The following is a 22,774-nucleotide window of genomic DNA, read 5'->3' as shown; positions in this document are numbered from 1 at the left end:
AACGAGCGCGACCATGCACCGCCTGAGCCTTGGCGTGCGCCACACGTACCGCGCTTTACGACAGAGAATGCGCATTGCCTGTCCCATCCGTGGACTTGACCAACCAAGCGATCGGTCAGACGCCACCAGACCTGTCCGGCTCGGGGTTCGGCGAGAAGCGACTCCCGCCGAACTGCAGGTATGTGGTGGTCAGACAGGCAAGGAATAGGGTTCGTAGAAGGTTCGGAACGAACGGGGAATGGCATGGTTGACATCCCGGCTGCAACCTCGCGCCTGGCCGAGGAGCTGAGGGCAAATCGGCAAGCCTCCAGACTCACGTTCGGTCAGATCATCCAGCACAGCAAGCGGCAATCTCCTCCCATCTCCCTGAACAAGAGCACTCTCAGCGCGTGGTTCAACGGTCAGAGTGTTCCGCGGGCCGGGCAGGCTTTCACCTTCCTGACCGAACTCCTCGATAGCCGCACCAGTTCGAGGCCAGATCCACGCTCCCGTGCTCGGTGGGAGAATCTGCGCCAAGCGGCCGAGCGAAGCAGGCCCTCAGCTCGCCGCGACGGTGCGGCGTCCGGGCCCCGCACGCAGAAGCAGTGCGGCGACAAGCCCCGCAGCGCAAGGCCGCTGCGCATAGGTCTGGTCCCCGACACAGCCGATGTGCTCATCAAACGGGCACAACGCGAGGCCCTGGCACGCGCTCTGGAGGGCCCCGAGGATAGAGACGTCGTCTCGGAAGCAGCTGGCGCAATGGTCAGAGGGCGCGTGATCACAGGAACCGGAGGCGTCGGTAAAACCTGTCTGGCCGCCGACTACTGCCACCGCGCCGCCGCCGGGACAGATGCTGGAGTCGACGTACTGATATGGGTCACGGCGAACACCACGCCTGCCGTGACCGGTGCCTATGCCCAGGCAGCCCGCGATCTTGAGCTGGTATCCAGTAACGAGAACACCGCTTCGGCCGCTGAGCAGTTCCTCAACTGGCTCCGTGTCACGGATCGCAGCTGGCTCATCGTCCTCGACGACGTGCACTCTCCCGGCGCGCTGGACGGGCTGTGGGCGCCTCGGCGCACAGCCGGTCGCGGCAGGGTCATCGTCACCACCCGCAGCCGCGAAAGGGATCTCGCCACCGCAAGTGGTCATCCTCTCCTGCCTGTTGGCGTATTCACCCCCGAGGAATCCCTCACTCACCTGCGCAACACACTGCAACGGGCCATGCCCGCCGGTACGGACGTGGAGCTGGCAGGACTCGCCGATGACCTTGGCCATCTCCCCCTGGCGCTGTCGCGGGCTGCCGCGTACCTCGACTACGACGCATCGTGCAGTATCGACCGCTACCGACGCCGGCTCGCGGACCGCCGGCTTACCCTCGAACGACTGATCCCAGCCGTGCGCGGCAGCGCTACGACAAGCTCACTTGCAGCGCTGTGGGACATCTCAGTCGACCAGGCCGACCAGCACACCGGCTTGCTTGCCCGGCCAATGCTCGAGTTGGCCGCCGTCCTCGACGGGACAACCGGCATTCCCGCCGCGCTGTTCACCAGTGACGCCGCACGCGCTTGGCTGACCGAGCGGAGCAGAACAGACGGACCCGTCGACGAGCTCGATGCCGAGCACACCCTGGCAACACTGGACCGACTCCACCTCATTGATCACATCCCAGACGAGGGCTGCAATGACGCATGGTTGGTCCGCATGCACCAGCTCATCCAGCGGGCCGTACGCGAGCAGCAGCCTCCTGGTTCACCGCCCGACATCCGGACGCATCGCAGGAACGCCGTCCTGCCGGCGGCTGCTCACGCCCTGCTTAGCATCTGGCCCGACACCGGTCATAACCAGGACCACGCCCTGCGGCTGCGGGCTAGCGCCCGCTTGCTGGCCACCCACGATCAGGACGGCGAGAGCCACCCTCTGTGGCAGAACGACACCGCATACACCCTCCTGTTCCGGCTAGGCACGAGCGCGGGTGAATCTGGCGACGCTTCCTGGGCACAGGCCCATTTCGTCGCGCTTTGCTCCCTCGCCCACCAGCGCCTTGGAGCCGACCACCAGCACACCCTTGTCGCCCGAGGCGAGTTGTCCCGCTGGCAAAGCCAAGCTGGAGATCACGCTGGAGCAGTTCAGATCCTGGAAAGTCTTGAGGCGGATCACATCCGGTTGTTCGGCTACGAGGCTCCAGAGACACTCGTGACTCGTCACAACCTTTCCGTAGAGCGTGGTGCGGCGGGCGACACGAGCGGCGCCATCGCGGCCCTCCAGGAGATTCTCGCTGTCCGGCAACGCAACGGAGCGAGCCGTGGGGCGATACTCGCTACTCTCCACAACCTTTGTTATTGGAAGGGCGTCGCGGGTGACGCAGTAGAGGCTGCTGCCGCTTACCGCAGGCTGATCCCCCTCATGGAAGAGGAGTTCGGTGCCGATGCCGATGGCACCCTGACCGCCCGCCACAATCTGGCCCGCTTGCTGGGCGAATCAGGCAACGCTGCCGAGGCCGTCAGCCTGCTCGAAGCGCTGCTACCCGACCAGACACGAGCGCTCGGGTCCCGGCACCTGCGCGCGCTGACCACCAGGCAAAGTCTTGCCCGTTGGCAGGGAGAGGCGGGCGAGACGGATAAGGCCATCGACGGGTATCAGGCGCTGATCCCCGACATGGGTGAGGTCCTGGGACCAGACCATCCCGAGCTGCTCACCGCGCGCCACAACCTCGCCCGTTTGCGGGCAAGAGTCGATCCGGCCACCGCATCTGAGGACCTCACCGCTGTCATCGCGGACAGAACCCGAGTCCTCGGGCCTCACCACCCCGAAACACTCAGCTCCCGGCATAGCCACGCCCTGTGCTTGGGCTGGGCAGGAAAACCTCAGAAGGCTGTACAAGCACTGGAGGATGTCCTCCGTGATCAGCAGCGCCGTCTCGTGCCAGAAGAGGCAGATATTCTCAGCACCCGCCACAGCCTCGCCGTCATGCGTGCCTCTGCAGGAGCACCCCAGGCGGCCATCGCCGCACTGCAAGAGCTCCTCCCCGATCAGGAACGCGTCCTGGGCCCTGGCCACCTCCAAACCCTGACGACCCTCGATAGCCTTGGCAACTGGCTGGGCGCAACGGGCAACGCACAGTCGGCAGGCGACACCTACCAGGCCCTGCTGACCCACATCGAACGCCACTTTGGCCCTGATCACGTCGCCACATTGTCGGTACTGGACAAGCTCGCCATGTGGCGCGGACGCGCTGGCCACCCCGGTGAGGCCGTCCGCATCCTCACCCGGATGCTCACGGGCACACGACGCCTCGTAGACCCTGCTGATCCCATCATCCCCACCATCAGCAACAACATCGACTACTGGCTGAATCAGGCCGACAATGAGGAACACCACCATCAACGTTGAGACCCGCACCCACGGGTCCCCATGAAGCCGCAGTCGTGCCTTGAATTCGGGGGAGCTAGCCCCGCAAGGTCTCGGTCCACAGAACCGACATCAGCATCGGATGCTCCCGTTGCGACCCATGCACACGCCACCGCCTACCCTGATCGGTTCACGCCGATCCGCAGGTCTCGGTGCAGGGCGTCCACTCGCCGAGCATGCTCCAACAACGCGTCGTCGCCGACTCACTCACGACATCCATTCGCCCCGGCAGCCTGCACACCGCTACGGGATCTATCTCCTGAGCGCCTCCGGGATGTGGGTTTCCACGCTCACGACGTACGTCACGCCGACCAGCGCGGCAGGCCGGGTCCACGCCGCGAGGGAAGAAGGCCCGATCCCGAGCGCCCTCGAATGTCCGTCAAAGCGGATAAAGCCCAGGCTTCAGCGCCAGTCCGCACACGGTCCCGGCCCTCTAATCGTCATTGCCGCGGCGCCGGGCACGTGTCGGCGAGAAGCCCGTCACTGATAACTCAATCAACTCTCCGCGCCTCCAACACCCCTCACGAGGGAAGGGACCGCAAACGCCTGACCCAGCGCGGTGAGATGCGTGCACGATGCGTGAGCGGACAGTCCGGCACAGGGTGTCACGAGCCGGATGGGGTGCGACGCCGCAGGGCGCTGATCAGGCAGAACAGCACCATGCAGCAGGACGGAGCACCCCCGGCAAAGATTCGATCCCACTCCTGAAGCGGGTGTCGCAGGTTCGCAAGGTCAGCCCTGCCAGCCGCACCGTGCGTCCTCGCGGTCAGCCCGGCCTGAGACTCGGGCGCAGTCAGCCCTCAACGGTTTCGTCGTTCTCGGGATTTCCGTCGGGTGCCCGCTCAAGACCGCGCTGCCAGGTCTGGGCGACGAGGTCGTGTCCGAAGCTGTGATGGGGTTCTTCCGAGACGAGTACGAAGCCCTGCTTTCGATAGATCCTCCGGGCGGATCTAAGGACATCGTTGGTCCACAGGGTGATCACCTGGTACCCGGCCTCCCGCGCGAACCGCAGGCACTCCTCGACCAGCCGGGCTCCCAGGCCCAGGCCACGCGCCGCCGGATCGACAAGCAGCAGCCGCAGCTTCGCGGTCCGGTCGTCCGCGCGTACGCAGAAGACGCACCCGGCCCGCACCCCGTCGACCTCCGCGATCCACGCCGCCTGCCGCCCGGGCCTCTTCTCATTGGCGTAGTCCGCGACGATCTGAGCAACGAGGGCCTCGAAACTCGCGTCCCAGCCGAACTCGCGGTCGTAGAACTCGCCGTGCGCCTGTACCACCCAACCCAGGTCGCCGGGCTTCCCCAGCGGCCGAACGACCACTTCACGCTCCGTCATGGCAATCTCACTTCCCACCTACTGAAACGATCGTTTCAGTAGGCTAGCCCGGTGACCCGATCCGAGACAAACCCCTCCCCACGTCGGCAGGAACTACTGGAAGCCGCCTACGCCTATGCCCTGCGCAGCGGCCTCAGCGAGCTGTCCCTGCGCCCTCTCGCCGAAGCGATCCAGTCCAGTCCACGCGTGCTGCTCTACCTGTTCGGCAGCAAGGACGGCCTGATCCGCGCCCTGCTCGCGCGGGCCAGAGCCGACGAACTGGCGCTTGTCCAGGAGGTCGCCGACTCTCGCAACGAATCCGATGGGCTGCAGTCGGTCGCACGCCGGCTGTGGCGGTGGCTGTCGGACGACGCCCACCGCGGCCTGCTGACGCTGTGGGTCGAGAGCTACGCCCGCTCCCTCATCAACCCGGGCGGGCCGTGGACCGACTTCGCCCGCGACACGGTCGGAGACTGGCTGTCGCTGCTCGCCGCCTGTCAGCCCGGAGCGGTACGTGACACCGAAGCCGCACTCGCGCAGCGCACCCTCGTGCTCGCCGTCCTACGGGGAGCACTGCTGGACCTGCTCGCCACCGGCGACGCCGCCCGCACCACCGCGGCGGTGAACCTGCAGCTGGCCAGGTTGGAGTGACGCGCGGGTGTCGCGGGTTCGTATCCCGACGGAGCCGAACCCGAAGACCTCCGGCCGCACCTGCCGGAGGTCTTCGGTCACTACCTGCATCAGCAGGTCATGCCACCGCGGCATGCCTGCGCGCCGAGGACGTCTGGCAGCCGACGATTGCCGGGGCCTCACGGATCAGTTCGTCGTCGGTGAGCGCCTCCACCATGAACAGGGCGAAGTCGATCCGGCGCGTGAGGTTGTCGGCGAGGACCGGGTCGCCGACGCGTCGGCTCCAGACCGGCAGTCCTTGGCTTGTGCCCTCTTCGAGGTTGCTGCCGCGTACGACCGTCCAGCGGGTGTCGCTCGCGAACACCCGGCGGCATGCCTCCACTTGGTCGTCGATGTCCCCCACGCGGATCAGCCGTGCCAGCGGGCCGAAGATCTTGAGGAAGGCGCGGAGTTTCAGCGAGTACACGTCCTTGCCGTCGCGGGTGATGTGCCAGCCGCAGGAGAACACCAGCCGCGCCCCCGCCGGAGCGTGGTCGAGCACCGCCTGGGCCGTGCCGGTCGAGTAGCCGTGGACGCCCCACGGGGCCAGAACCGTCAGCACTCCGTCGCAGCCGGCGACCGCGCGTCCGATGGCCTCCCGGTCGTCCGTAGCTCCCGCGACGACGGTGATGCGCTCCGCGAAGTCCGCCAGCTTTCCGACGCTCTGCTCGCGGCACACCCCCACGACCTCGTAGCCCCGGTCCAGGGCGTGTTGGACCATGTACCGCCCGAGTTTGCCCGAGGCTCCGACGATGCAGACCTTCAACCGCCCCTGGTCGTCGGCCTTTTCCTGTGTCTGTCGCGTGTCCACGCGTGCCCCCTTCCAACGGCTGCCGGATGTTCCGGCAGGCCGTCACCACCCCATGCCACTGCCTTACACCTGTAAGGGAGTGCTGAGAGCTATTATCCTTACAGTTGTAAGGCCGTCAAGCGGAAGCGGCGGCGAGAGTGTCGGCAGGACTCACGAGGTGACAGGTGGCATCGACCCCTAAGGCAGATCAGAAGCGCCGTCGCTCCCTGAGCAGGGAACTCGTCCTCGATGCGGCCGTGCGCGTGGCCGACGAGCGCGGGGTCGCCTCGGTGAGCATGCGCAAGGTGGCCGAGCAGCTCGGGGTGGAGGCGATGTCGCTGTACCACCACGTGGCCAACAAGGACGAGATCCTCGACGGGATCGTCAATCTGGTCTTCGGCGAGATCGAGCTGCCTCATGACGCGGCCGACTGGAAGACCGCCATGCGCCGGCGCGCCGCCTCCGCCCGTATGGTGCTCTCGCGCCACACCTGGGCTCTGGGGCTGCTGGAGTCCCGGCGCAACCCCGGGCCGGCGACGCTGCGGCACCACGACTGGGTGATCGGGCGGCTGCGCGGCGCGGGGTTCTCGATCGGGGCGGCGGCACATGCGTTCTCCACCCTGGACAGTTACGTCTACGGGTTCGTCCTGCAGGAGTCGAGCCTGCCGTTCGATACGTCCCAGGATCTGGAGGACGTGGCGGAGAGCATCATCGAGCAGCTGCCCGCCGATGCGTATCCCCACCTCACCGAGATGATCACCGATCATGCCCTCCGGCCGGGATACGCCTACGCGAACGAGTTCACGCCCGGGCTCGACCTGATCCTCGACGGGCTGGAGAGGCTTTTGCTTACAGAGCGGTGATGCGCACCGTCGTGCCGTGCGGGTCTATGCGCTCCAGCCACCCCGCGCCCACATACAACGGACGGCCCGGCAGGGCGGGCAGCAGGAGTCGTTGCCGGTGGAGTTCGCGCCCGTCCTGGCTGACGACGAGGTGCGGGCGGGGCAGTCGGCGTCCGGTGCGCAGGACGAATCGGCCGTCGAGCGGGAGGCTCGCGTCCGGGGCGATGCGGTTCGGTGCGACCCAGAGGAGTGGGGGGTCGACCTCCAGGGGGATCAGGCGGTCGGCGGGCCGGTCATGGCCCGTCAGGAAGCGCAGGACGGGCCCGGCGACGGCGCGGCCCTCGGCTGCGGCGACGCCCGCGCTCTCCGCGGCGTGCAGCAGATTCCCGACGGCGAACACCCCGCTGCGCGAGGTGCGGTATCCGGTGTCGTACGCGGGTCCTCGGGTGCCCGGGTCGAGTATGAGCCCGCCTCGCCTGGCCAGTTCGTGTTCGGGGACGAAGTCGCCGGTGAAGACGACGGTGTCGCAGCGCAGGGTCTTGGTGCGGCCGCCGTCGTGGCGCAGCTCCACTCCGGACAGCCGGGTCCGGCCGGTCAGGCCGGTGACGGTCGCGCCGGTGAGGAGCGGGAAGCCGGCCCGTGAGCATACGAGGGCGGGCAGCGGGGACGCGGGCTGGTCGGTCACCATGGCGACGACCTCCAGTCCGGCGGCGCGCAGGGTGTCCGCGGCGGCGTGGCCGACGGGCTCGTTGCCGATGACGACCGCGCGGGTGCCGATGTGCTGTCCGTGGACGTGGACGGCCCGTTGGAGTTCGCCGGTGGTGTAGACGCCGGCCGGTCGGCTGCCGGGAATCAGGCGGGCGCTGCGCGGGCGTTCGCGGGCGCCGGTGGCGAGGACGACGGCGCGGGCGGTGATCCGCTCGAGCCCGGCGGGTCCCGTGGTCTCGGCGGTGCGCGGTCCGTCCCAGCCCGTGACGGTGACTCCGGTACGGAGGGTGGCCCCGGCTCCGATGGCCGCCGCCACACAGCCCCGGGCGAATGCGGGGCCGGTCATTCCGCCTCTCAGTCCTGCTCCCGGTCCTCTTCCCGTATCGCGTCCGCCGAATCCGCCGTGGTGGCAGTGGCGCGGGATTCCGCCCGCGTCCGGTTCGCGTTCCAGGAGTTCGACGTGACCTGCGCCCGAGGCGGCGAGTTCTGCCGCCGCGCCCAGACCCGCGGGTCCGCCGCCGACGACGAGTACGTCCACGGACCGTTCGAGCCGGGTCACGGCCGGGCCTCCTCGTACAGTGCGCGGAGCGCGGCCCCGCAGGTGAATCCCTGGCAGCGGCCGCTCCCGGCGCGGGTGCGGCGCCGGAGGCCGTCCGGGGAGCCGGGCGGAATCGTGGAGTGCAGGGCGTCGCGGATCTCGCCCAGGGTGACCTGTTCGCAGTGGCAGACGAGTGTGCCGTAAGCGGGGTCCTCGGCGATCAGGCCGGCGCTCCGGTACGGGCGTGGGAAGGCTTCGCCGAGGTTGGGCAGGCTGACGGGCGGGAGCTCGCGTGGCGTGCCGAGTGCGAGTCCGGCTCCGGCGAGGAGTCCGGTGACATGCGCGCCGATAGCCATGGACGCGGTGAGCCCGGTGGACCGGATGCCGCCGACGGCGACGTACCGCAGGGCGGGGTGGTCCTGAATCCGGTAGTCCTCGCATCCGGTGGCGGCCCGCAGTCCGGCGTAGACGGCGGTGACCTCTTCATCGAGCAGGGCGGGCAGAATCCGGCGGCCCTTCTCCCGGAGGAAGTCGATGCCGTCCGCGGTGGAATCGGTGGCGCTCTTGTCGTCGATCTCCTCGGAGGTCGGGCCGAGCAGCACATTGCCGAAGACGGTCGGTGCCACCAGGACGCCCTTCCCTGCGGCGGTGGGCACAGGGAGGAGGATGTGGCTGACCAGATCGCGGGCGAGCTTGTCGAAGACGATGAGCTCGCCACGGCGCGGGGTCACGGTGAAGGCGTCGTGCCCGAACTGCCGGTCGATCTCGTCGGCGTACAGTCCGGCCGCGTTGACCAGGTACCGGGTGCGCAGGGTGCCTCTGGAGGTGGTGAGGAGATGGGTGCCGTGGTCGTCGGCGATGTGCTGCACACGGCAGTTGAGGTGCAGGTGGACGCCTGCCCGGACGGCCTGTGTGGCGTAGGCGAGCGGTGTCGACCAGGGGCAGATGATGCTCTCGTCGGGAATTTCCAGCGCCCCCAGCACGCCAGGACCGAGGTGCGGTTCGCACGCCGCCAGTTCCTCGGCGCCGAGCATGCGTGCCGCGTGGTAGCCGTTGCGTTCGGACTTCGCCAACAGCTTGGGGAGCATGGCCAGTTGCTCTTCGTCCCAGGCGATGAGGAGGGCGCCGACCCGCTCGACAGGGATGCCGGTCTCCGCCGCGTAGGCGGCCAGCAGGTGCCGGCCTTCGCGGACCAGGCGGGCTTCCAGAGAATCGGGGGCGGCGTCGAAACCGGTATGCAGGATCGCGGTGTTGGCCTTGGACGTACCGTTGCCGATGTCGTGGGAGGCGTCGACGAGCGCGGTACGCAGATGGTAGCGGGCCAGTTCACGGGCGATGGCCGCGCCGACGACTCCGGCGCCGATGACGGTGACGTCGTACGTGTCGCCGTACGTGTCGCCGTACGCACCCGAGCCGGTCAGTTCTCCGGCCCGAGTGATCGTGACGTCGTACGCACCGCCCGCCGGCCCTCCGGCCCCGGTGGCCTCGGCGGTCATGTGCGCTCCAGCAGGGTGTTCACCGCCGCGCGGAAACGGGCGCGGCGTGTTGCCGCCTCGTCTGCGCCGATCCGGGGTTCGTAGCGGGCCGACGGTTCCCACGCGGGCAGGGCCTCCCTGACCGGCAGGCGCGGGTCGAGACCGAGGCGGGCGACGGCGCCCGCGCCGAGCGCCGTGACATCCGGGCGGGCGGACACTTCCACGGGGTGTTGCAGCAGGTCGGCCTGGGTCTGCATGAGCAGCGCCGAGCGGGTGAGGCCGCCGTCGACGCGCAGCACCGACAAGGGGGAGCCGAGGTCGGTGGCGGCGGCGTCGGCGAGTTCGGCCACCTGGGCGGCGATGCCCTCGCACAGTGCGCGCACCAGATGACCGGCGGTGGTGTCCAGGCCGAGGCCGGTCACCGAGCCGCGCAGGTCGCTGCGCCACCAGGGGGCGGCGAGGCCCGCGAGCGCCGGCACGAAGGTGACGCCGCCGGCATCGGGTACGGAAAGGCCGACCGGATCGAGGTCGGCCGCGCCGGTGATCACTCCGAGATCGGTGAGCCAGCGCACGGCCGACGCGGCGGTGTAGACCTGCCCGTCGAGGCAGTAACTCGTGCGGCCGGCGAGCCGCCAGGCGACGCAGCTGACGAGGCCGGAGGAGCCACGGCGTGGTGCGGGCCCGGTCTGGGCGAGGAGGAAGGCCCCGGTGCCGTATGTGCATTTGGCGGTGCCCGGGTCCAGCGCGTGCTGGGCCAGGAGGGCGGCCTGCTGGTCGACGAGGAGGCCGGTCAGCGGGATGTCGGCGCCGAACGCGGTGGTGGTTCCGACCGGTCCGTCGGCGTCGACGACGGACGGGAGCCGTTCCCCGGAGAGGCCGAAGATCTCCAGTGCTGTGGGCGACCAGTCGACCCGGTCCAGGTCGAGGAGCTGGGTGCGCCCGGCGGTGGACGCGTCCGTGACAAAGGCCCCGGTCAGTTGGTGGACAAGCCAGGAGTCGCTGGTGGTGACGACTCCTTCGCGGGTCAGTTCGCGCCGTATCCAGGCCATTTTGGGAGCGGCGAAGTACGGATCGAGCGGCAGTCCGGTGAGGTGGCGTAGCTCCGGTCCACGGGCTACGAGTTCGTCGCAGAGCGCTTGTGCGCGCCGGTCCTGCCAGACGATGGCTTCGGTGAGCGGGCGGCCGGTGGCGGGGTCCCAGGCGAGGACCGTTTCGCCCTGGTTGGCGAGGCCCACGGCGCAGACAGGTTCGGCCGCCTCATGCAGCGCCTGTCGACCGGCGTCGAGGACCGAGCCGAGCAGCTCGGCGGGGTCCGTCTCGACCACTCCCCCGACGCCGTAGCGGGGCCGCACCGGAGCCGAACCGGAACCGATCACGCCACGCTCCGGGCAGATCACCAGCGCCTTGGTGCCGGAGGTCCCCTGGTCGACAGCGAGCACCGGGCCTGTCATCACCACTCCAGTCGTACGCAATCCGCCGCAATCGTGATCACTGGCCGTCCGCACACAGAATTGTGCAGACCACGACTTACGTCAACCCTGGATGGAAGGACCCTCGATCTTGGGCAACTTCCCAGGGTGGCAGGCGACTTGGGCGCCGGACCCTTTAAGATCCGGGAGTCCGCCCCAAGGAGCGCCCGACCGGCTCCATGCTCGGGCGCCGAGCAACAAGCGGACGCTCCCGGGCAGTTCGCTGCCCGAAGCCAGGCCGACCCCCCACGCCTTGAGGATTCATGACGAGCAGACCGTGCCCCTTACCCCGATGTCCGGCGCATCGCCTTGCCCCGTCAGGTCGTACCGGGGCGGGGCGAGCCGATGGCCCCCAGTGAATTCCGGCCGGTCTACCACCCCGCCGGGCACGACCACGGTCTGCGCGGGGCGTTACAGGAACTGCGGGCCGGCCGCTGGCTTTCCATGCGCGATCTGCTGGAGAGCACGCCCGACTGGGCGCTGTGGACCCAGCGGACCCAGGTGCTCGCGACCGCGGCCGCCGGCTCCGATGCCGTCGATGCCTGGCAGGCCGAGGAGCCTCTGAGCGTCGCCGCCACCGTCATGCATGCCCGGATCGCCGTCGAGCGGGCGGTCCGCGCCTACCGCGAAGGACACTGCCGGTCCCAGGAGTTGTGGCAGGAGGCGTGGGAGGGCTGCCGGTCCGCCGCACATGCCACTCCCCCGGACCCGGTGCCGTGGATCTGTCTGCTCGCCCTCGCCCAGCTCGACGAACGGCAGCGACTGAAGGAACACCGGCTGCCGCCGCCGGGGCCGATGCTCTTCCCCGGCCCCTGGGGTCTGCTCGCGGAGGCGGACAAGCGAGATCCGTACAACCGCGAGACGTACCACCGGATGCTCCAGTTCGTGTACGCGCGCCGGGCCGCCGGAACTCTGTCGGAGGCGGTCGACTTCGCCCAGTGGGCGGCTTCTTCGGCACCCGACGGCTCCGCACTCCACGTGCTTCCGCTGTATGTGAGGGTGGAGCGCTACCGCCGCGAGCACGGCCACGAGAAGGCGCTCGATCTCCACTGGGTCACCGAGGACGGCGAACGGGACGCCCAGCGGGCCCTGCATCTGTGGTTCCACCGCACGGAGCCCGCCGCCCGGTCGCTCCTCGACCTCAACCACCTGGCGCACGCGCTGTGGGGCTCACTCCAATTCACCGACGCCGCCCCGGTGTTCCGGGCTCTCGGCCCGTACTACACATCGGTCCCGTGGGCGTACCGCACCCGGACTCCCGGCGACCCCGCGGAGGCCGAGGAGGTGTTCCTGCGGGCCCGCGGCAGATGTCTCACCGCCGCATCCGATCCCGGCCCCGGCCCGCGCGGCTGAGCCCGCGAGATGCCTTTCCGTCACCGTCCCCCGTCCCGTCCCCCCACCGGAGGAATTCTCCATGTCCATACCCGCCCAGACCCGGTCGAGCTCACCGGAGGAACCCCCCAAGGACGAAGAACAGCGGCTGCGCGAGCTGGGCTACCAACCCGTACTGGCCCGCCGCATGGGCGGCTTCGGTAACTTCGCGATCAGCTTCTCCGTCATCTCGATCCTGTCCGGCTGCATGACCCTGTACGGCTTCGGCATGTCCGCGGGCGGCCCGTCGGTGATGCTCTGGGGCTGGGTCGGTGTCGGTCTGTTCGTACTCTGCGTCGGCATGGCTCTGGCCGAGGTCACCAGCGCCTACCCGACGTCCGGGGCGCTGTACTACATGGCCGACCGGCTCGGCGGCCGCAAGTGGGGCTGGTACACCGGCTGGCTGAATCTGCTCGGGCTGCTGGGCGCGATCGCCGGTATCGACTACGGCGCCGCCCTGTTCACCGGAGCGCTGCTCAACCTCCAGTGGGGTTTCGATCCGACACCCGGCTCCACGATGGTCATTTTCCTCTGCATCCTGCTGCTGCACGCCGTGCTGAACCTGTTCGGGGTGCGACTCGTGAGCGTGCTGAACTCGATCAGCGTGTGGTGGCATCTGGCGGGTGTCGCCGTGATCGTGAGCGTGCTGGCGATCGTGCCGTCCGACCACCAGTCGCCGTCCTTCGTCTTCACCGAGTTCGTCAATGACACCGGCTGGGAGAACCCGCTGTACGTGGCGGCGATCGGGCTGCTGCTGGCCCAGTACACATTCAGTGGTTACGACGCCTCCGCGCATCTGTCCGAGGAGACGTCCAACGCGTCCGTCACGGCGGCCAAGGGCATCGTCCGGGCGATCTGGGTGTCCTGGGTGGCCGGTTTCGTCCTGCTCGCCGGTCTGACCTTCGCCATCCAGGACTACGCGGGCACGCAGAACAGTGCGACGGGGGTGCCGCCCGCGCAGATCCTGATCGACGCCCTGGGCACGGCAGGCGCCACGGCCATGCTGCTCATCGTGATCGCCGCCCAGCTGTTCTGCGGAAACGCCGAAGTCGCCGCCGCCAGCCGGATGGTCTTCGCGTTCAGCCGCGACAACGCGCTGCCGGGCTCGGCCCTGTGGCGCAAGGTGAGCGCGCGCACCCAGACGCCCGTCCCGGCCGTGTGGCTGTCCGTCTGTGTCGCCGCGCTCCTCGCCGTGCCGTCGCTGTACTCCGCGACCGCGTACGGGGCGGTGACGGCGATCAACGTCATCGGCATCACGCCCGCCTACGCCATCCCCATCTACCTGAAGCTGCGGGCCGGGGACCGATTCGAGCGCGGCCCGTGGCATCTGGGCCGCTGGTCCAAGCCGATCGGCTGGATCGCCGTGGTCTGGGTCGGCATCGTGTCCGTACTGTTCCTGCTCCCGCAGTCGGCTCCGGTGACGATGGAGTCGATGAACTACGCGTCGATCGCCCTGGTCACCGTGCTGGTCCTGGCCACCGTGTGGTGGTTCGTCGCACGTCGTTCGTACGGGACTCCGAAGGCGTACGGGACCGCCCGCGAGCAGGCGGAGATCGCCGAGGGCATCGTCTGACCCACGGATCGCTTCCGTCCGGGCGGGCTCCTTCAGCGCAGCAGCAGGTGGAGCCCGCCCAGCACGGTGGCCCCGAGGACGATCCGCTCGAAGAGCGTTTGATTGATCCGGTCCACGCACTTGCGGCCGACGTAGGCACCCGGCACGACGAAGAGCACCATGCAGGCGTCCAGCAGCAACGAGTGCGCGTCAATGAGACCGAGACCCACGCTGAACGGCACCTTGGCCACGTTGACGATCAGGAAGAACCAGGCCGATGTGCCAAGAAAACCGAGCTTCCGGAATCCGGCGGAGAGCAGATAGAGGGACATGACGGGACCGCCCGCGTTGGCGACCATGGTCGTGAATCCGCCGAGTGCCCCATAGCTCCGGGCCTTGAATCGTGCGGCGCGCGACAGGCCCCCGGCCGGCTCGTCCCCCGTCGCTTTCGCACCGCTCCCGCCGCTGCGCCGGCGCCAGATGGTGACGCCCGACATGAAGAGCAGGATCGCGCCGATCGAGGTCCGTACCGCCTCGTCGCCGGCCCACATCATGAAGAGGGTTCCCGCCACGACGCCCACGGCGACGGCGGGGAAGAGCCGGAGCAGTGTCGGCCAGTGGGCATGGCGTCGGTAGACGGCCACGGCGAGGAGGTCACCGGCGATCAGGATCGGGAGCAGCACTCCGGTCGATTCGCGGGCCGGGAGCACGGCCGCGAAGACGGCGAGGCTGATCGTATTGGCTCCGCTGACGGCGGTCTTGGAGAAGCCTACGAGGGTGGATGCCGCCGCGAGGGCGGCCAGTTGCCACAGGGTGAGAGTGTCCATGCCGGATCAGATGGTAGACATCGCCGCTCTTCGGCGGCCGGTCGTGTCACTCCGTGGTCGCTCGCGGGGCAGGGCGGTCGGCACAGAGACCGCCGGACGGCACGAAGGCCCCCCTCGGCCTCTTTGATCGATTGATCGATTTGATCTTCTTCTGAGTGATCTATTGACCCCTCACCGATCGACCGATCAGGATTCGGGTGTCCCGAGAAAGGCTGCGCCCCCGAATGACCCTCCCGTTTGCATTCCCCGCCGAAGACCGCGAAACAAGCCCGTACACCGGTTACACCCGGGCGCACTGGGAAGCCACCGCGGACGGTCTGCTCGACGCGGCCTGGCGGTGGGCCACACCCGGACGTGCCCTCCTCGACCTCCCGGGCCGGCCGTCCTCCTCCGGTGTCCGCTCCGACGGACTGGAGGGATACGCCCGTACGTTCCTCGCCGCCGGCTTCCGGGTCGCGGGCGCGGAGGGCAAGGATCCGCACGGCTGGCTCGACCGGTACGCGGACGGGCTCGCCGCGGGTACGCGGACGCCGGGCCGCGACGACACCGAGTCCTGGCCGCTGATCCTGGAGCACCATGTGCAGGGTCAGCCGATGGTGGAGTCGGCATCCGTCGCCATCGGGCTGCGGCTCACCAGGCCCTGGCTGTGGGACCGGCTGGACGCCGGAGTGCAGGACCGGGCGGAGGAATGGCTGCGCGGGGCGCTGCGGCACACGCCGTCCCCCAACAACTGGTACCTCTTCCCGCACGCCGTCGCCGGATTCCTGGAGTCGGTCGGCCGCGGCGACGCGGAGACGGCCCGCGCGCTGGACCGGGCGCACGAGCTGATGGAGGGCTGGTACCGCGGCGACGGCTGGTACGCCGATGGTGACGGCCGCGCCTTCGACCACTACAACGGCTGGGCCCTGCACCTGTATCCGATGCTGCACGCGCATCTGGCGGGCGACACGGAACTGTCCGCGCACTACGGCGAGCGGCTGCGCGAGCATCTCGACGGGCTGTCGCTGCTGTTCGGCTCGGACGGGGCGCCGATCCACTTCGGACGGTCGCTCTCGTACCGCTTCGCGGCCGGTTCCGCCGTCGGACTCGGCGCCCTCACCGGACACACCCCGCTCTCCCCCGGCGCCTCGCGCCGACTGATCAGCGGGTCGCTGCGCTACTTCCTGGACCGGGGCGCGGTGGGCGAGGACGGACTGTTGAGCCTGGGCTGGCACGGACCGCACGACGCGACGCTCCAGATGTACTCGGGGCCCGCCTCGCCGTACTGGGCGTCCAAGGGCTTCGTCTCGCTGCTCGCACCGGCCGGTCACCCGTTGTGGACCGCCACCGAGGAACCGGCACCGAGCGAGGGTCCGGACCGGGTGCTGGCGCTGCCCGCTCCGGGCTTCCTCGTGCAGTCCACGCGGGCGGACGGCGTCGTACGGCTGCACAACCACGGCAGCGACCATGTCCGGCCGCACGAGGGCGAGTCGGCGGCACAGGAGGACCCGCTCTACAGCCGTCAGGCCTACTCGACCGTCACCGGCCCCACGGCAAAAGCGAATCAGGCGGACAACCATCTGGCCGTGGTCGTCGCGGGTCGGCGCAGCTACCGGCGCCGCATTCGCCCGCTGGGAACGGGCGGGGGCGACGGCTGGGGGTGGGCCGGGTCCTGGCATCTGCCGGTGTTCACCTCGGGTGCGCCGATGGTGCCGGGGATGCGGGTGGAGAGCGTGACCGTGGTCCGGGGCCGTTACGAGCTCCGGGCCCACCGCGTCCTCGGTGTGCCGACAGGGTCACGGGTCGAGCAGACGGGGTGGGCGACGGGCCGCGACGACGCGCTGACGTCCGCGCTGCACGGCCTGCACGGCTGGGGGACGCGCGAGGAGGTACGGGCTCCGCAGGGCACGGCGTACACCAACTGGGCGGTGATGCCGCGGCTGGCCGCGGACGCGGAGGGCACGGTGATCCTGCTGTCCCTCGCCTCGCTCACCGGACAGAGCGATCCGGACCCGCTCCCGGCGGTGGTGAGCCGGGTGCGTGTCGACGGCAGCCGGATCGAGGCCGACTGGGCGGACGACGGGTCCACGACACGTATCGACTTCGAACCGCTGTCGGTCACACACGGCTGAGCAGTCGGTCGAGCCCGTCCGGTTGCCGGTTCTCCCGGCCTCCGGGCGGGCTCACCGCGCTACACGTCCGTGCGGATCACGACCACAAGCGTGCGGGGGCCATGCACACCCTCGACCCGCTCCAGTTCGATGTCCGAGGTGGCGGAAGGTCCGCTGATCAGCGTGGTCGGCCGTTCCGGCACCAGCCGGGCGACCGCTTCCGGCACTCCGGCCTCGACCGTCGAGAGGTCGACGACGCACACATGGAGGTCGGGGACGAGGGAGAGCGCCCGGCGGCCCTGGCCGGGCGAGCCGTCGAGGAAGATCGTGCCGGTCTCGGCGCAGCTGACCGTGGAAGCCGTGACCACACCGTCCAGCGCGTCGAGGCTCGGCGCGGGGATGTCGGCGGAGTCCTGCTGGACCTCTCCGTCGTAGCGGCTTAGCCACCCCTCGTCGAGCCCGTCCGGCACGCCGATCCGCCGGGCGCCGAGCTCGCGCAGCACGTCGGCGACGACCTCGGCGGTACGGTCGGCGGTGCAGGTGTGCACCTGCGCCTTGTAGTCGACGAGCCGGTGGGTCAGAAGGGCGAGGCGTTCGTCGTCGGGGAGTGTGCGTCCGGTGCGGTAGGCGCGCGGGATGGCGGTCTCGGGCAGGGGGGCCAAGGCGAGGGCGTCGCGGACACGGCCGAGGACGGTTTCCCGGGCGCTCGCCTGAGGAGCAGTCACTTCTCGTTCTCCTCAACGGAATTGGTGTACTCGTCGGTGGCTGCGCGCATCGTGGCGGCGCCTTCGTCGGATGCCAGCCAGGAGCGGAAGGTCTGCTTGGGCGGGGCCGGGGTGTCCCGGCTGTCGCTCCAGCCGTTGAACGGGGCCGGCAGACGGGAGATCGTGCCGTCCCGTCCGGCGACGGCACGGCCGATACCGGAAGCCTTCTGAGCGGCCGTGAACAGCTTCGGCCGTTTCATCACGCCGGCCGCGGCCTTCATGGCGAGCTTCTCCGCCGTCGTACCGGACTCCTCGGTGTTCTGATGGCGCAGTTCGACGAGCAGCGAGGGAATGTCGATCTTCACCGGGCAGGCGTCGAAGCAGGCACCGCAGAGGCTGGAGGCGTACGGGAGCGAGCTGTTGGGGTCGTTCTTGGCCGCGTGCATCCCGGCGAGCTGCGGGGTGAGGACCGCGCCGATCGGGCCGGGGTAGGTCGAGCCGTACGCGTGCCCGCCGGCCCTCTCGTACACCGGACAGACATTGAGACAGGCCGAGCAGCGGATGCAGTTGAGCGCCTCGCGGCCGATCCTGTCGGCGAGCGCGGCGGTGCGTCCGTTGTCGAGCAGGATCAGATGGAAGTCCTGCGGTCCGTCGCCGGCTGTCACTCCGGTCCACATCGAGGTGTACGGGTTCATGCGCTCGCCGGTCGAGGAGCGCGGCAGCAACTGGAGGAAGACTTCGAGGTCCTGGAAGCGCGGCAGCACCTTCTCGATACCCATGACGGTGATGAGGGTGTCGGGCAGGGTCAGACACATCCGGCCGTTGCCCTCGGACTCGACCACGGACAGGGTGCCGGTCTCGGCGATACCGAAGTTGGCGCCGGAGACGGCCACCTTCGTCGTCATGAACTTCTCGCGCAGATAGGCGCGGGCGGCTGCGGCGAGGTGGGCGGGCACGTTGTCGAGCCCCGGGTCGACGCCGGGGATCTCGTCGAGGAAGATCTGCCGGATCTCGTCGCGGTTGCGGTGGATCGCGGGCACCAGGATGTGCGAGGGCTTGTCGTGGGCGAGCTGCACGATGAGTTCGGCCAGGTCGGTCTCGTACGGGGTGATGCCGATCGATTCCAGGTGTTCGTTGAGGCCGATCTCCTGGGTGGCCATCGACTTGATCTTGATGACGTCGCTGCTGCCCGTCTCCTGGATCAGCCGGGCGACGATCGCGTTGGCCTCGTCGCCGTCGCGTGCCCAGTGGACCGTGCCGCCGCGCTCGGTGACTTTCCGCTCCAGTTGTTCCAGGAGCTCGGGCAGCCGGTTCATGGTGTCGGTCTTGATGGCGGCGCCCGCATCGCGCAGCTCCTCCCAGTCGGGGAGTTCACCGGTGACGTTGAGGCGTTTGGCCCGGATGGTGTGGGTGGCCCTGCCGAGGTTGCGGCGCAGCTGTTCGTTGCGCAGCTCGTCATGGGCCGCCTCGGGGAACTTCCGCTCGCCGCGCAGATTGCCCGTCCCGTACGGGGAGCGGGGCGGGGTGGCGGGCATGCCGAGAAACGTACTCATGCGGCGACCTCCGTCAGGACGTACGGCGAGGTGCGGGTGGAGGCGAGGATCTGCGCGAGGTGCAGGGTGCGCGTGCCCGCCTTGATACGGGAGAGTCCGCCGCCGATGTGCATCAGGCAGGAGGAGTCGCCCGCGGTGCAGACATCGGCCGCGGTGGTGGCGATGGCGCGCATCTTGTCCTGCAGCATCGCGGTGGAGGTCTCGGCGTTCTTGACGGCGAAGGTGCCGCCGAACCCGCAGCAGGAGTCCGCTTCGGGGAGCTCGACGAGGTCGATGGAGTCGACGGCGCGCAACAGCCGTAGCGGCTTGTCACCGACCCGGAGCATCCGCAGGGAGTGACAGGTGGGGTGGTAGGTGACGCGGTACGGGAAGTGGGCGCCGACCGAGGAGACGTCGAGGATGTCGACGAGGAACTCCGAGAGTTCGTACGTCTTGGCCTTGACAGTGGCGACTCCTGCGCGCAGGGCGGCGTCGCCGTACCGCTCGGCGATGATCTCGTGCTGATGGCGGACCGAGCCCGCGCACGACCCCGACGGCATGACCACCGCTTCGATGGAGGCGTCACCGAACTGGTCGGCGAAGTTGCGCACCAGCGGGACTGGCTCGCGCTGGTAGCCGGTGTTGACGTGCATCTGGCCGCAGCAGGTCTGCTCCGGCGGGAACACCACGTCGTGGCCCAGGCGGGCGAGCAGGATCGCGGTGGATTTCACCGCCTCGGGGAAGAGCGTGTCTCCCAGACAGGTGGCGAAGAGTCCGATGCGCATGGGGCCTCCCCGGTCGTTTGTATGGTCGGACCATACTAGCCTCCGTCCGAGTGAGGAAGCGTGGGGACACGAAAGCGGGGACGGCGCACCCGGCACCGTCCCCGCTCATCCCCGCCTGTTCCTGCCTATTCGGCGTTCTCGGGGTTCTCGTTGACGAGGGTCCCGTGCAGGCCCCGGATGTGTTCCTCGACCAGGTCCGCCGCCTCGCCACCCCGCCCCTCGCGCACCAGCCGCAACAACTTCATGTGCTGGGCATTGAGCGCACCGGCCATGGCTGGCCAGTCCCCGGTCTCCTCCAGCGCTCGCAGGATCAGCGGACGGACCGATTCCCGCACCGCGGAAGTGAGTGTGGAGGTCAGCTCGTTTCCGGAGCTGCGCGCGATCAGGACATGAAAGCGGGTGTCCAGGTCGTTGAACTCGGACACGCCGACATCCGGCTCCCCCATCCGTACGAGCAGCTCCTCCGCCTGGTCGAGATCCTCGGCGGAGGCGTGCTGCGCGGCGGCCTCGAAGCTCGACCGCTCCAGCACGACCCGGGCCTCCAGCACGTCGTGCAGGCTGTAGCTTCCGAGTGCGAAGTGGAGGCGCAACAACCGTCCCAGGGCGTGATCCGGGTTACGTACGATCCGCGCGCCGGAATCCGGCCCCCGCCCGGGCTGGGCGACCAGCACACCGATGGTCTCCAGCACCCGGAGCGCCTCGCGCAGCGCGGACCGGCTGACGCCGAGCACCGGTGCCAGTTCCCGCTCGGGCGGCAGCCGGTCGCCCGCCTTGAGCTCTCCGGCGAACACCCGCTCCTCAATGCTCTGGAGCACGAGTTCGTGGGTGCGGGACTGTCGTACGGGTTGCCACTCGACGGGCATCCACTACTCCCTGGTCCGGGCGATACGCATGATCCGACTATGTCACACAGGCCGTGTGGTCGGACCAAAGCACATACACCCACGCGGACACGCCCACACCCCGTGCCCCATGCCGGACGCGACCGCCCTACGACCTCCCCTCTCCGATCAAGTCGTCCAGATGTGCGCGGAGTTACTCCTACCGCCCACTCCCCCGCGCCGCCGCCCCCAATTCATGTGATTCTCACGCTGTCCGTTTAATGTGCACACCGTGACCCAGATGAGCCCGCCCGGCTGGCATCCAGACCCCGGGCATTCAGGAATCGGCCCCGCCCAGGAACGCTGGTGGGACGGGAGCCGCTGGACGGACCAGCTCCGCATACCGCCCGCGACGGTCCGGCGCCGCCGGATACGCATCGGCGCCGGCATCGCTGCCGGCATGGTGCTGCTCGCCGCCGTCGGAGGCGGCGCATTTCTGCTGGGGCACGACTCCAGCGACAAGAAGGGCACCGCCGCCACCCCCTCCACCCCGCCCTCCGGCGCACCCGACCGGCCCGGTGCACCGAATGGCGGCGAGGACGAAGGCGGCGGCAGCAAGGCTCCCGAACAGCCGGTCCCGCAGACCGAAGAGGGATACGCGACGGACCTGGCCAGCGGTATCAGCCTCCCGGTGCCCGACGGCTGGACCGGAGAATCGGGAACCGTCGGCGCCGGGCTGACCACCGGCGAGTACGCCTGCCCCGGCGACGCAAGCCAGAAATGCGTGCGCGGCGGAGTGTTCTCCGCCCCGGCGCCGGCCCTGGAGCTCGACGCGGCCACGGCGGAAGCCGCGGCGAAGAAGGACATCGCGGCCAACGCCCAGGAATCGTACGGCGAGAAGATCTACGGAGGGATCACCTCCCACGAGACGCTCAAGTCCGCACCGGTCACCGTGGCCGGCCAGAAGGGCTACCTGGTGCGCTGGAAGGTGGTGACGAAGAGGGGCGACGACGGATACGTCGAGTCCCTGGCCTTCCCCTCCCCCACGACCAAGGACATGCTGGTCGTCATCCGGTCCGGGTTCGACATCAACACCAAGGCGCCGAAGCTCGCGGTGCTGGACGACATCACGAAGGGCATCAAGGCCGCCTCGACGGCCGGCCCCGGCCAGACCGCGTAGCGGCGAGCGGCACCCCGAGAGGACTGCCCTGACGCATCAGAGGCCGTATCGGATTTCTCCGGTACGGCCTCTGATCTGCGCCTCAGGAGAATCGGGGGCCGGCCCAGTGCCGATCCGGGACTCAGACGCCGTCAGCGGATTGGTGCTCCAGCGACGGATGAAACCTCGCTTCGGCGTAGCGTGCCGCCCAACGGGTGAATCGGTCCCTGCTGTCACACGAAGAGCCCATGGCGTACCCCCCATGCGGAGCTCTCCGGTGGCGCGGAGCCGGAGTCTGGCTGACGGTGGGTCATGTCGCCCCTGCGATCCCATGAGCCGACGAAGTGTCGGCCTTCGCAGTCGCGGCGAAAGGAATGTGCCCCATGCGCTCTGCCCGCACCCTGTTCGCATCGGCTGCCGTCACGGCAGTCCTCGCGGTCACCGCTCCCGCCGCCTATGCCGTGACCTCGGCCGACGACTGGAACAAGGACAGCGGTTCCTCCTCGAGCAACAACAGCGACCGCGAGAAGCCCGAGTCCTGGACCAAGGACAAGCCGAACGGCGGCGTCCACACCGGCGGCGGCGCCCTCTCCCTCACCACCGCCGACGACCACAACAAGGACAGCGACCGCGAGAAGCCCGAATCCTGGACCAAGGACAAGCCGAACGGCGGCGTCCACACCGGCGGCGGCGCCCTCTCCCTCACCACCGCCGACGACCACAACAAGGACAGCGACCGC

Annotated in this window: 17 protein-coding genes and 1 pseudogene; 8 read left to right on the top strand and 10 right to left on the bottom strand. The window is 69.2% G+C overall.

The genetic code is table 11. The features are described 5' to 3' along the window. Positions 1 to 753: 753 nt before the first annotated feature. Entirely contained in the window at positions 754 to 3,372 is a 2,619-nt protein-coding gene (locus ACFT7S_RS18090; protein ID WP_382732706.1) for a tetratricopeptide repeat protein, read from the top strand. Between the two features lie 811 nt (positions 3,373 to 4,183). Here ACFT7S_RS18090 and ACFT7S_RS18085 read toward each other — a convergent pair. Continuing rightward, positions 4,184 to 4,723 carry a GNAT family N-acetyltransferase gene (locus tag ACFT7S_RS18085; protein WP_382732704.1) on the bottom strand — a complete coding sequence of 180 codons (540 nt, stop codon included), beginning with the start codon at positions 4,721 to 4,723 and terminating at the stop codon, positions 4,184 to 4,186. A 51-nt stretch (positions 4,724 to 4,774) separates the two neighbouring features. On the opposite strand from ACFT7S_RS18085, the gene ACFT7S_RS18080 reads away from it, so the two are divergent. Further along, positions 4,775 to 5,353 carry a TetR/AcrR family transcriptional regulator gene (locus ACFT7S_RS18080; RefSeq protein WP_382732702.1) on the top strand — a complete coding sequence of 193 codons (579 nt, stop codon included), beginning with the start codon at positions 4,775 to 4,777 and terminating at the stop codon, positions 5,351 to 5,353. Positions 5,354 to 5,450: 97 nt separating this feature from the next. Here ACFT7S_RS18080 and ACFT7S_RS18075 read toward each other — a convergent pair whose 3' ends face one another. Further along, on the bottom strand, positions 5,451 to 6,182 hold the full coding sequence (locus ACFT7S_RS18075) for an NAD(P)-dependent oxidoreductase (protein ID WP_382732701.1): 732 nt from the start codon (positions 6,180 to 6,182) through the stop codon (positions 5,451 to 5,453). 164 nt (positions 6,183 to 6,346) lie between these two features. On the opposite strand from ACFT7S_RS18075, the gene ACFT7S_RS18070 reads away from it, so the two are divergent. Continuing rightward, complete coding sequence (locus ACFT7S_RS18070) at positions 6,347 to 7,024, top strand: TetR/AcrR family transcriptional regulator (protein WP_382732699.1); 678 nt, start codon at positions 6,347 to 6,349, stop codon at positions 7,022 to 7,024. On the opposite strand, the gene ACFT7S_RS18065 is transcribed toward ACFT7S_RS18070, so the two are convergent. The 3 genes from ACFT7S_RS18065 to ACFT7S_RS18055 are packed head-to-tail and all read right to left on the bottom strand — an operon-like array spanning position 7,011 to position 11,175. Beyond that, positions 7,011 to 8,270 carry an FAD-dependent oxidoreductase gene (locus tag ACFT7S_RS18065; RefSeq protein WP_382732697.1) on the bottom strand — a complete coding sequence of 420 codons (1,260 nt, stop codon included), beginning with the start codon at positions 8,268 to 8,270 and terminating at the stop codon, positions 7,011 to 7,013. The two genes, ACFT7S_RS18070 and ACFT7S_RS18065, sit on opposite strands and share 14 nt — an antisense overlap. Further along, on the bottom strand, positions 8,267 to 9,745 hold the full coding sequence (locus tag ACFT7S_RS18060) for an NAD(P)/FAD-dependent oxidoreductase (RefSeq protein WP_382732695.1): 1,479 nt from the start codon (positions 9,743 to 9,745) through the stop codon (positions 8,267 to 8,269). The genes ACFT7S_RS18065 and ACFT7S_RS18060 overlap by 4 nt, the downstream gene beginning before the upstream one ends. Beyond that, on the bottom strand, positions 9,742 to 11,175 hold the full coding sequence (locus tag ACFT7S_RS18055; RefSeq protein WP_382732693.1) for an FGGY family carbohydrate kinase: 1,434 nt from the start codon (positions 11,173 to 11,175) through the stop codon (positions 9,742 to 9,744). The genes ACFT7S_RS18060 and ACFT7S_RS18055 overlap by 4 nt, the downstream gene beginning before the upstream one ends. 363 nt (positions 11,176 to 11,538) lie before the next feature. On the opposite strand from ACFT7S_RS18055, the gene ACFT7S_RS18050 reads away from it, so the two are divergent. Both ACFT7S_RS18050 and ACFT7S_RS18045 read left to right on the top strand, forming a co-directional pair. Continuing rightward, positions 11,539 to 12,546, top strand: a complete 1,008-nt coding sequence (locus ACFT7S_RS18050) for a hypothetical protein (RefSeq protein ID WP_382732691.1) — start codon at positions 11,539 to 11,541, stop codon at positions 12,544 to 12,546. Between the two features lie 61 nt (positions 12,547 to 12,607). Continuing rightward, entirely contained in the window at positions 12,608 to 14,137 is a 1,530-nt protein-coding gene (locus tag ACFT7S_RS18045) for an amino acid permease (RefSeq protein WP_382732689.1), read from the top strand. A 32-nt stretch (positions 14,138 to 14,169) separates the two neighbouring features. Here ACFT7S_RS18045 and ACFT7S_RS18040 read toward each other — a convergent pair whose 3' ends face one another. Continuing rightward, entirely contained in the window at positions 14,170 to 14,943 is a 774-nt protein-coding gene (locus ACFT7S_RS18040; protein WP_382732687.1) for a sulfite exporter TauE/SafE family protein, read from the bottom strand. A 224-nt stretch (positions 14,944 to 15,167) separates the two neighbouring features. On the opposite strand from ACFT7S_RS18040, the gene ACFT7S_RS18035 reads away from it, so the two are divergent. Then, the gene (locus ACFT7S_RS18035) at positions 15,168 to 17,054 is read left to right on the top strand and encodes a DUF2264 domain-containing protein (RefSeq protein ID WP_382732685.1); all 1,887 of its coding nucleotides are present in this window, start codon (positions 15,168 to 15,170) and stop codon (positions 17,052 to 17,054) included. Between the two features lie 59 nt (positions 17,055 to 17,113). Here the strand turns inward: ACFT7S_RS18035 and ACFT7S_RS18030 are convergent, their stop codons facing one another. From ACFT7S_RS18030 to ACFT7S_RS18015, 4 genes are all read right to left on the bottom strand, one after another. Continuing rightward, entirely contained in the window at positions 17,114 to 17,758 is a 645-nt protein-coding gene (locus ACFT7S_RS18030) for a lactate utilization protein C (RefSeq protein WP_382732683.1), read from the bottom strand. Further along, positions 17,755 to 19,290 carry a LutB/LldF family L-lactate oxidation iron-sulfur protein gene (locus ACFT7S_RS18025; RefSeq protein WP_382732681.1) on the bottom strand — a complete coding sequence of 512 codons (1,536 nt, stop codon included), beginning with the start codon at positions 19,288 to 19,290 and terminating at the stop codon, positions 17,755 to 17,757. Before ACFT7S_RS18025 ends, ACFT7S_RS18030 begins: the two co-directional genes overlap by 4 nt. Continuing rightward, a complete protein-coding gene (locus ACFT7S_RS18020) occupies positions 19,287 to 20,054 on the bottom strand; it encodes a (Fe-S)-binding protein (RefSeq protein ID WP_382732679.1) in 768 nt (255 codons plus the stop codon). The genes ACFT7S_RS18025 and ACFT7S_RS18020 overlap by 4 nt, the downstream gene beginning before the upstream one ends. Before the next feature lie 125 nt (positions 20,055 to 20,179). After that, a complete protein-coding gene (locus ACFT7S_RS18015) occupies positions 20,180 to 20,917 on the bottom strand; it encodes a FadR/GntR family transcriptional regulator (RefSeq protein ID WP_382732677.1) in 738 nt (245 codons plus the stop codon). A gap of 250 nt (positions 20,918 to 21,167) precedes the next feature. Here ACFT7S_RS18015 and ACFT7S_RS18010 point away from each other — a divergent pair, with 250 nt between their 5' ends. Together ACFT7S_RS18010 and ACFT7S_RS18005 are read left to right on the top strand one after the other, a co-directional pair. Next, positions 21,168 to 22,055, top strand: coding sequence for a DUF2510 domain-containing protein (locus ACFT7S_RS18010; RefSeq protein WP_382732675.1), 888 nt, complete (start codon positions 21,168 to 21,170; stop codon positions 22,053 to 22,055). A 362-nt stretch (positions 22,056 to 22,417) separates the two neighbouring features. Beyond that, positions 22,418 to 22,774: pseudogene (locus ACFT7S_RS18005) on the top strand (hypothetical protein); the annotation flags it as partial.

It is taken from the genome of Streptomyces sp. NPDC057136, from assembly GCF_042670885.1.
Classification (GTDB): Bacteria; Actinomycetota; Actinomycetes; order Streptomycetales; family Streptomycetaceae; genus Streptomyces.
This window is presented reverse-complemented; position numbering and strand designations above follow the sequence as displayed.

Bases quoted from the DNA above. Each gene is read 5' to 3' on its own strand.
- ACFT7S_RS18085 (WP_382732704.1), bottom strand. From the start codon at position 4,723: ATGACGGAGCGTGAAGTGGTCGTTCGGCCGCTGGGGAAGCCCGGCGAC.
- ACFT7S_RS18060 (WP_382732695.1), bottom strand. From the start codon at position 9,745: ATGACCGCCGAGGCCACCGGGGCCGGAGGGCCGGCGGGCGGTGCGTAC.
- ACFT7S_RS18055 (WP_382732693.1), bottom strand. From the start codon at position 11,175: ATGACAGGCCCGGTGCTCGCTGTCGACCAGGGGACCTCCGGCACCAAG.
- ACFT7S_RS18050 (WP_382732691.1), top strand. From the start codon at position 11,539: ATGGCCCCCAGTGAATTCCGGCCGGTCTACCACCCCGCCGGGCACGAC.
- ACFT7S_RS18045 (WP_382732689.1), top strand. From the start codon at position 12,608: ATGTCCATACCCGCCCAGACCCGGTCGAGCTCACCGGAGGAACCCCCC.
- ACFT7S_RS18040 (WP_382732687.1), bottom strand. From the start codon at position 14,943: ATGGACACTCTCACCCTGTGGCAACTGGCCGCCCTCGCGGCGGCATCC.
- ACFT7S_RS18035 (WP_382732685.1), top strand. From the start codon at position 15,168: ATGACCCTCCCGTTTGCATTCCCCGCCGAAGACCGCGAAACAAGCCCG.
- ACFT7S_RS18025 (WP_382732681.1), bottom strand. From the start codon at position 19,290: ATGAGTACGTTTCTCGGCATGCCCGCCACCCCGCCCCGCTCCCCGTAC.
- ACFT7S_RS18020 (WP_382732679.1), bottom strand. From the start codon at position 20,054: ATGCGCATCGGACTCTTCGCCACCTGTCTGGGAGACACGCTCTTCCCC.
- ACFT7S_RS18015 (WP_382732677.1), bottom strand. From the start codon at position 20,917: ATGCCCGTCGAGTGGCAACCCGTACGACAGTCCCGCACCCACGAACTC.